At 45.3% G+C, this 8,096-nt stretch carries 6 protein-coding genes; 1 reads left to right on the top strand and 5 read right to left on the bottom strand.

The window, feature by feature from the left end; all coding sequences use genetic code 11:
• The 5 genes from MSA64_RS00610 to MSA64_RS00590 all read right to left on the bottom strand — a co-directional run.
• On the bottom strand, positions 1 to 700 hold a 700-nt coding region (locus MSA64_RS00610; protein WP_287890122.1), incomplete at its 3' end, for an ABC transporter substrate-binding protein.
• A 203-nt stretch (positions 701 to 903) separates the two neighbouring features.
• Entirely contained in the window at positions 904 to 1,836 is a 933-nt protein-coding gene (locus tag MSA64_RS00605) for an AraC family transcriptional regulator (RefSeq protein WP_287890120.1), read from the bottom strand.
• On the bottom strand, positions 1,829 to 3,190 hold the full coding sequence (locus MSA64_RS00600; RefSeq protein WP_287890118.1) for an MATE family efflux transporter: 1,362 nt from the start codon (positions 3,188 to 3,190) through the stop codon (positions 1,829 to 1,831). Before MSA64_RS00600 ends, MSA64_RS00605 begins: the two co-directional genes overlap by 8 nt.
• A 291-nt stretch (positions 3,191 to 3,481) precedes the next feature.
• Positions 3,482 to 5,626 (bottom strand): anaerobic ribonucleoside-triphosphate reductase, encoded by a 2,145-nt coding sequence (nrdD, locus tag MSA64_RS00595; RefSeq protein ID WP_277663576.1) that lies wholly within the window; start codon positions 5,624 to 5,626, stop codon positions 3,482 to 3,484.
• Positions 5,627 to 5,789: 163 nt separating this feature from the next.
• Entirely contained in the window at positions 5,790 to 6,755 is a 966-nt protein-coding gene (locus tag MSA64_RS00590) for a D-2-hydroxyacid dehydrogenase (RefSeq protein ID WP_277663575.1), read from the bottom strand.
• Positions 6,756 to 7,039: 284 nt separating this feature from the next.
• Between MSA64_RS00590 and asnA the strand changes: the two genes are divergently transcribed.
• Positions 7,040 to 8,050, top strand: a complete 1,011-nt coding sequence (gene asnA / locus MSA64_RS00585) for an aspartate--ammonia ligase (RefSeq protein ID WP_117525022.1) — start codon at positions 7,040 to 7,042, stop codon at positions 8,048 to 8,050.
• Positions 8,051 to 8,096 lie beyond the last annotated feature (46 nt).

Genomic DNA, 8,096 nt, shown 5'->3' with positions numbered 1-8,096 from the left:
GCAGCATCTCCATTACCAGGTCAGGTGAACCAGCCTGAGATGTCAGGATAGGCTGACCGGTTTTTTCTTTAACAACTTTTGCTTTTTCCATGAAATCAGACCATGTAATGTCTGTGAAATCGTCTATTGTGTATCCGGCTTCTTCCAGCATATCGGTACGCAGGCACTCGATAACAGTACCGTTATCAAACGGGATACCATAGTTCTTACCATCCAGTGTGGAGTAAGCAACTTTCGCCTGTGAGAACTGGCTGAAGTCGATTCCGGAATCTGTCAGGTCTGTGAAGATGTCCGGATAGTTGGTAGCATATTTCTGGAAGGAGTTATCCTGCATCAGGAAAATGTCAGGCAGTGTGCTCAGATCTCCTGCAGAAACAGCTGTTGTCAGTCTTGTTTCGATATCGTCGGATTTGATCTCGCTTACGTCTACTTTGAATCCAGGATGATCTTTTTCATAGATCTCTGCTGCTTTTTCAATTGCGTAGATGTTGAAGTTCGGATCCCATGTCCAAACAGTCAGTGTGTTTTCATCATCAGAACTTCCTTCTTTCACATCGGCATCATCTCCGCCCGCTTCATTTGTTGCTGCTGCGTCATCTCCGCCTGTTGTGTCTGTTGTTCCAGCATCTCCACCGCCACATGCCGCTAAACCAAGCACCATTGTGGAAGCTAATACAACTGCTACAATTTTTCTTTTCATAAATGTATATCCTCCTGATATGTATTTGTTCACTCTGCCAAAAACCGGCATCTCTCACTCGCTTTTCCCATTAGTGAATGTGTACAGTTTTTGAACTTTCTGTGAATCATTATGTACACATTATACCATACTTTTCCTGCATGTGTACTCATATTTAACAGGATTTTGTGCATTTTCATCCATTTAAGGTATTTTGACGATTTTCACCACCCTTTTTTGGCTTTTATATCATAATTCAACAATTTCCGTTCAAAATGTTCCGGATCCTTTCTCCACTGTTGTGGCGAAATGCCCATAATCCTGTGAAAATTCCTGTTGAACGTGGATAATGTGGAGAAGCCACATCGTACAGCAATATCTCCCACCGTATCGTTTGTACGCTTCAGTTCCCCACATGCTGTGCGAATTCGAACCCAATTGATATATTCAACAGGCGACATCTGCATACAGTCACGAAATACCCTTCTCAGATGCGTTTCACTGATATGGCACATCGCAGCCAGTTCCTCCACCTTGATCGGACGGTCACAGCATTCGCTGATATAGTCAATCGCCGGTGTGATCAGACTGGTATTTCCCGTCTCGAATTCTGCCTTTTCCGCTTCTTCCCGATTCCACCTTGCCACCTGTAAAAGAAAAGCCAGTATCAGTCCTTTCACTTCTTCCAGATAGAATTCCTTTCTTTCCCGCATACATACAATGATCTGCTGCACCAGGGCTCCGATCTGCGGTTTATCCTGAACGCTCACAAAATGTGCTCTCTTATTCACGCGATCGATCACTTTCTGTGCCATCCTGGGGTTATCTTTATAAACTTCCCTCAGGAATTTGTCCGCATCAATAAACAGCCACTCCCAGTAACTGATACTGTCTCCCGTAGAGGTTGTAGTATGCGGAAAGTTCTTCGGTACCACCGTAAACATATTTCCGTCAAAGGGTAGGTTTTCTTCTTTGAAAGTAACTGTGCCTTCCCCATAATAGCAAAACCCAACTTCCAGATGATTATGAAAATGCAGATAATCAATCTCCCTTCCGTAATTCTGCACCCATTTATCCCCCAGTAAAGCAAGCACCGGACTTCCTGCCGGAATTTCATAATAACGGTATTCCATTTTTGGTTTTCTTTTTCTACCCATGTATACTTTCTCCTCTCTGAAGCTGTACCTTCTTTTTCCATTTTCCTGAATAATACCGGACACAACCAACCAGCATCGCGCAACACCAGGTCAGCGGAGATACCCACCACAGCCCATAGTATCCAAAAACAGCAGTAAAAAGGAAGGTGCAACCGATTCGGGTGATGATTTCACTGACTCCCATCAGTACGGTGATGGTTACATCTCCTGCCGACCGCAGGATATTATGATAAACCACTAGGATACCGCCCACAAAAAAGAAGCAGCTGAAGATCTTCATATATTCCACACCGTAACGGATCGATTCCGGATTGCCGGTAAATGCTTCCATGATCGGACGGGCAAAGAACCAGATTACCGGACAGAATATTCCATAACAGACTGCATTCATCAGATAGGCACATCTGACTCCCTGTTTCACACGATCCAGATGGTTTGCTCCTACATTTTGTCCGGTAAAGGTTCCCAGTGAAGTTCCGATGGCTTCCGCCATCTGCCATCCCACACCTTCCACTTTGATGCAGACACCATAGGCCACGATCAGAGCAGTTCCGTAAGTATTGACCATTGCCTGTAAAGTCATATCGGACACTGAGATAATACTCATCTGCAGACCGGTCGGTACACCGTAAATCAACATCTGTTTTACCAGCTCCCTGTCGCAGCGCAGTTCCTCTTTCGTAAACTGAAGAATCGGAAGGATCTTCCATGCATAAACCAGACATCCGATCCCGGACAACAACTGTGCCAGAACCGTTGCAAATGCCGCCCCTGCTACTCCCATCGGAATCCAGACCACAAAGACGATATCCAGAATCACATTCAGCACACTCGAAATAATCAGGAATACCAGCGGCACCACCGAATTCCCCAAAGAACGCAGCACCGCCGAGATCCAGTTATACAGCATCGTTCCCACTGCTCCGGCAAATACAACCATCAGATATACCGTTGCCTGGTCAATCAGATCATTCGAGGTCTGCAAGATCCTCAGAAGCGGTCGCGCCCCGATCAGTCCCGCAATTGTAATGATCAGCGTAGATACAACCGCCACGTAGATAGAAGAAACAAAGGTTTCTGTCACTTTTTTCTCATCCCCGCCGCCATAATACTGCGAAACCACCACGCTTACTCCTGTCGTCAGGCCCATCATAATCGAAAACAGCAGATACATGGCTCCACCTGCGATACTGACCGCAGCAAGTGCCTCATCTCCGAGATATCTTCCTACTATATAAACATCTACAAAATTATAGATTCTCTGAAACAGCATCCCAAGAAGCACCGGCAGTGCAAACCGAATCATCTTCGGCAAGATGCTCCCTTTCGTCATATCAACTGTCTTTTCCCCCATACTGGTACCCTCCTGTTTGCACATCTATATCAAGTATAAATAATCCTGTGGATTTTGTCTATATAATTCACAGATACGCCTTTTATTTTCTGTATATTTATGATTGTTCACTCCGTTTCCTGTAACGCGCTTCGTGATGCGCAGAATTTATTCCTCCCTGCCCTTCTTTGGATACTGTCAGGCACCAGGTTGCAAATACAAGGAAAAAATCCGTAAAACAACTGATTTCTGTTCAGAATTTTACGGATTTCTTCTTATCATATTATTTCTATATTATTATTTCTGATGTTTTTACATTGACTTTCTGTCCGCGATCTCCGCCATCTTGGCATCGTTCAGACGGGTATCTCCGTGAACACGGCTGTAGGACAGGTATCCGTTCATACGGTCGATCTTGGTCAGGTTTCTGGAACCGCAGACCGGGCAGACATCCATCTCGAGCTCCTGATGTCCGCAATCGTCGCAGTAGGCCAGCGACAGATTCACACCCTCATAATAACCCAGATTCATCGCCCGACGGATCAGTGCTTTTATAGCATGTACATTGTAGGAAATCGGATATCTGACATACTGGATCTTACCACCGTTGCACAGTTCCCAGAATCTTCCTTCCAGATCTTGTTTTTGGATAGGAGTAATATCCTCAGTTACGTGGCAGTGGAAACTGTTGCTCACATACGGACGGTCGGATACCCCGCGCACGATACCGTACATCTTGCGGAACTGCTCTACCTGCAGACCGCAAAGGCTCTCAGCCGGTGTTCCGTAAATTGCATACAGGATCTGATCCTCTTTTTTGTATACATTAATCTTATCATTGATATAACGAAGCACTTCCAGTGCAAATTCTCCGTCTTCGGCAATGGATTTACCATTATAAAGTTCCTGCAGTTCATTCAGTGCTGTGATACCGAAGGAAGCTGTCATCGGACGGAGTAACGGACGGATCTTATCGGATGGTTTCAGATGACCTCCGTAGAAACCGCCCTCACAGTATGCCAGCGGATTCGTGGAAGCACGCATCTCACCAAGGTAATCGTATGTTCTCTTATGCAGTCCGCGGATCATCTCCAGATAGAAATCCAGAACTTCATAAAAATCTGTGTTCTCTGCACGGGCTTTTGCCAGGATCATCGGAAGATGCAGGCTGACCGCACCGATGTTGAAACGACCGACAAAGACAGGCTCATCGTTTTCATCTGCCGGTTCCATACCGCCACGCTCATACCACGGACTTAAAAAGGCACGGCACCCCATCGGGCTGATTACTTTTTTGTATTTTTTGTACATGCTGGAAATATATCCCTGGCCACTCATGGACAGCCAGTCCGGATACATGGTTTTTGCAGAGCAGGCAACACCTGTCTCAAAGACATCTTCACATTCTTTTCCATCTCCATGGATCTCTTCATCATACAGGAACACAATCTTCGGGAACAGTACCGGTTTTTTATGTCCGGCTTTTCCCTGTCCGCCCATATGGACTTTCAGCAGAGATTTTGAGATCATTTTTTCAAATCTTCCCGTTCCCAGTCCCAGTGTCACAGTAACAAACGGATAGTCGCCACGGGAGGAACCAACGGTATTTAATTTATATTCAATTCCCTGCCATCCCTGATCACAGTCACGGCAGACTTTTTCCCAGGCATATACACGACCCTTTTCTTCTCTTCCTTCCCAGGACGGATCGGAATATTTCAGGAATTCTTCATAATATTTGTTATAGCTTTTCTGTGCATACGGAGACAGGATCTTATCTACTTCCGGCACAGTAAATCCGCCGTACTGCTGAGCTGCGGTACTGAGGATAATATCCCCCATAACGTCAAATGCGGTATCCAGTGTCTTCGGCTCATTGTACCAGACATTTCCCATCTCAAATCCGCCACGCAGAACGGATCCCACATCGAACAGACAGCAGTTCATCGTGTCCAGACGGGCAGACTGATCATGAATATAGATATAGCCATCTTTACATGCCTGCAGTTCGTTCCGGTTCATAAAGAATTTTCTGTATAATTCTTTGTTCAGTTCATTAAAGATCAGGCTTCGCTTGGTTGCCACCAGCGCGCTGTCGGTGTTCGCGTTGCTTTTGTCACCGATGTAACGGATGGACTGGCTCTTTGTATATACCTCATCCATCATGTGGATAAAGTCCACTTTATAATTCCGGTAATCGCGGTAACTTTTTGCTACTGCAGGATTCACCTGTTCCAGGGCACCTTCCACAATGTTGTGCATATCCTGGATCAGGATTCCGCCTTTTCGCTCTTTTGACATCGCTTCCGCCCGGTCAGTTGCATATTTGCAGATAAAATTAATCTCATCATCGGTAAACCGATACATTACACGGCCGGCTGACTTATTGACCGCACGCTTGATCTTACTGGCATCAAACTCTTCTTTGGTGCCGTCTTTCTTGATAATATATACCATTGTTCCCGCTCCTCACTACTATATATAGTATCTTTCTTTTATTTTAGTCAACATATTGTAGACAACAGTATAACACGGTTACCTACAAAAGGAAAGAGAAGAACCCTGAAAATTCTTCTCTTTTTTTATTTTGTTTTTTATGCAACTTTTCCAATGCCTTTTTTTATCTTTTCACATATCCGGTAGAAAAGTCGATGATATTGTGGAGGGTTTCTCCTTTTTCATAACGTTCCAGATTTTCGATGGAAAGTTCCAGAATCTTTTCCAGTGTCTCCGGCAGTGCATATCCGCCGGACACATGTGGCGTAATGATACAATGCGGCGCATCCCACAGCGGATGATCTTCCGGCAGTGGTTCCGGGTCTGTGACATCAAGACCTGCCCCATAAATCGCTCTCTCTTGCAGGGCTTTCGCAAGAGCCAGACTGTCAATCGCAGTTCCGCGGCCTACATTTAACAGAATAGTATTCTTTTTCATCAGGTGTAATTCTTTCTCACCGATGATGCCTTTGGTGTCACTGTATCCCGGAAGGCTCAGTGCCACAATATCTGCCTGCGGCAGAAGTTCCGGCAGTGCTTCCATCGTGTATTGTGCATCCACATATTCAGGCTTCGGTTTCCGGCTCTTTCTGATACCTGTCACATGCGCGCCCAGTGCTTTCATTTTTCTTGCAAATGTCGTTCCGATATCTCCAAGACCGATCACCAGGACATGGCTTCCCTCTGTAACCATCATATGGGTCTGTTTCTCCCAGTGGTGGTCTTTTTGCTGGTTCTGGTAAATGTCCAGGCGTTTCTGGAGTGCAAACAGCATCGCGATCAGATGCTCGGAGATCGCCATTCCATACGCTCCGGTTGCATTGGTCAGCTGTGCCTGTTTTGGCAGAATACCCGGTACACAAAATCCTTCTGTTCCGGCGTTATTTAACTGTATCCAGCGCAGATTCCGAGAATCTTTTAAGAATTCCGGTTTCACATTTCCGATAATAATATTTGCATCCTGCACCTGTTCTTTTGTCACCTCTGCTTCCAGGCAGTAAGTTGTCTTTGCGTCCGGTGCTGCATTTCTGATTCGTTCTTTATGTTCTTCTTTTACAGGAAGAACCACAAGTATTTTTTCCTGTTCCATCCCGTTTCCCGACCTTTCCAAACGTACTCTGCTTACTACAGTAGCACAATTGATGTTAAGTTACAAGGCAGAATTGATCCTTACTGTGCATACGCGATATTCCGGTTACTGTTCACTGGTAATATCCCGCGGAATGTTTTGGCATGGGTATAGTAAAATCAATTGTTGTATTCGGGGGGTTTTCTGCTATAATATTACCATAATACCGGGGTAGACAGGTAAAGAGTTGTTGGTGTCTGCCGTGATTCTTAGCTGGATGCCTTTCAAATTTGAGGAGGATTGTTATGGAACATTTTATTATTCCGGAAAATTATCAGCCTGCATTGTCGCTTCACGATACACAGGTTGGTATTAAGACCGTAAAAGACTTTTTTCAGAAAACCCTTTCTGACCGCCTGAATCTGCTGCGTGTGTCCGCACCGCTTTTTGTAGATCCTTCATCCGGTCTGAACGATAATCTGAACGGCGTAGAACGCCCGGTTACCTTCGATATCAAGGAATCACCGGATCAGAAAGCTGAGATCGTACATTCTCTTGCAAAATGGAAACGTTATGCACTGAAAAAGTATGGTTTTGCACATGGAGAAGGACTGTATACCGATATGGTTGCCATCCGTCGTGATGAAGATACCGACAATATCCATTCCATCTATGTGGATCAGTGGGACTGGGAAAAGATCATTACACGGGAAGAGCGTAATGTGGACACCTTAAAAGATGTTGTCCGCACCGTTTATTCTGCACTGAAGAAGACTGAAAAATACATGGCAATTCAGTATGATTATATCGAAGAGATTCTTCCGAAGGATATTTTCTTTATCACTTCCCAGGAACTTGAAGATATGTATCCTGGTCTTTCTCCCAAGGATCGTGAATATAAGATTGTGAAGGAAAAGGGTGCCGTGTTCATCATGCAGATCGGTAAGATGCTGGCATCCGGCGAACCACACGACGGTCGTGCACCGGACTATGATGACTGGGAGCTGAACGGTGATATCATCGTTTATTATCCGGTTCTGGATATCGCTCTGGAGCTTTCTTCCATGGGTATCCGTGTGGATGCAGCTGCTCTGAAGCATCAGCTGGAGGTTTGTGGCTGTGAGGAACGTGCGGAAATGGATTTCCAGAGAGCTATTTTGAATGATGAACTGCCGTTTACGATCGGTGGCGGTATCGGACAGTCCCGTATCTGTATGTTTTATCTGCGGAAGGCTCATATCGGAGAGGTTCACTGTTCGTTATGGCCGGAGGAGACGGTGAAACTGGCGGAAGAGCATAATATTCCGTTACTGTAAATCTTGAAAATTAGTTTTCCTATAGGGACGCGAGAGGGATCGGGGG

The sequence above is a fragment of the Oliverpabstia sp. genome, assembly GCF_022785585.1.
GTDB lineage: Bacteria > Bacillota > Clostridia > Lachnospirales > Lachnospiraceae > Oliverpabstia > Oliverpabstia intestinalis.
Note: the sequence above shows the minus strand (reverse complement) of the source record. Positions and strands in the feature narration are given on the sequence as shown.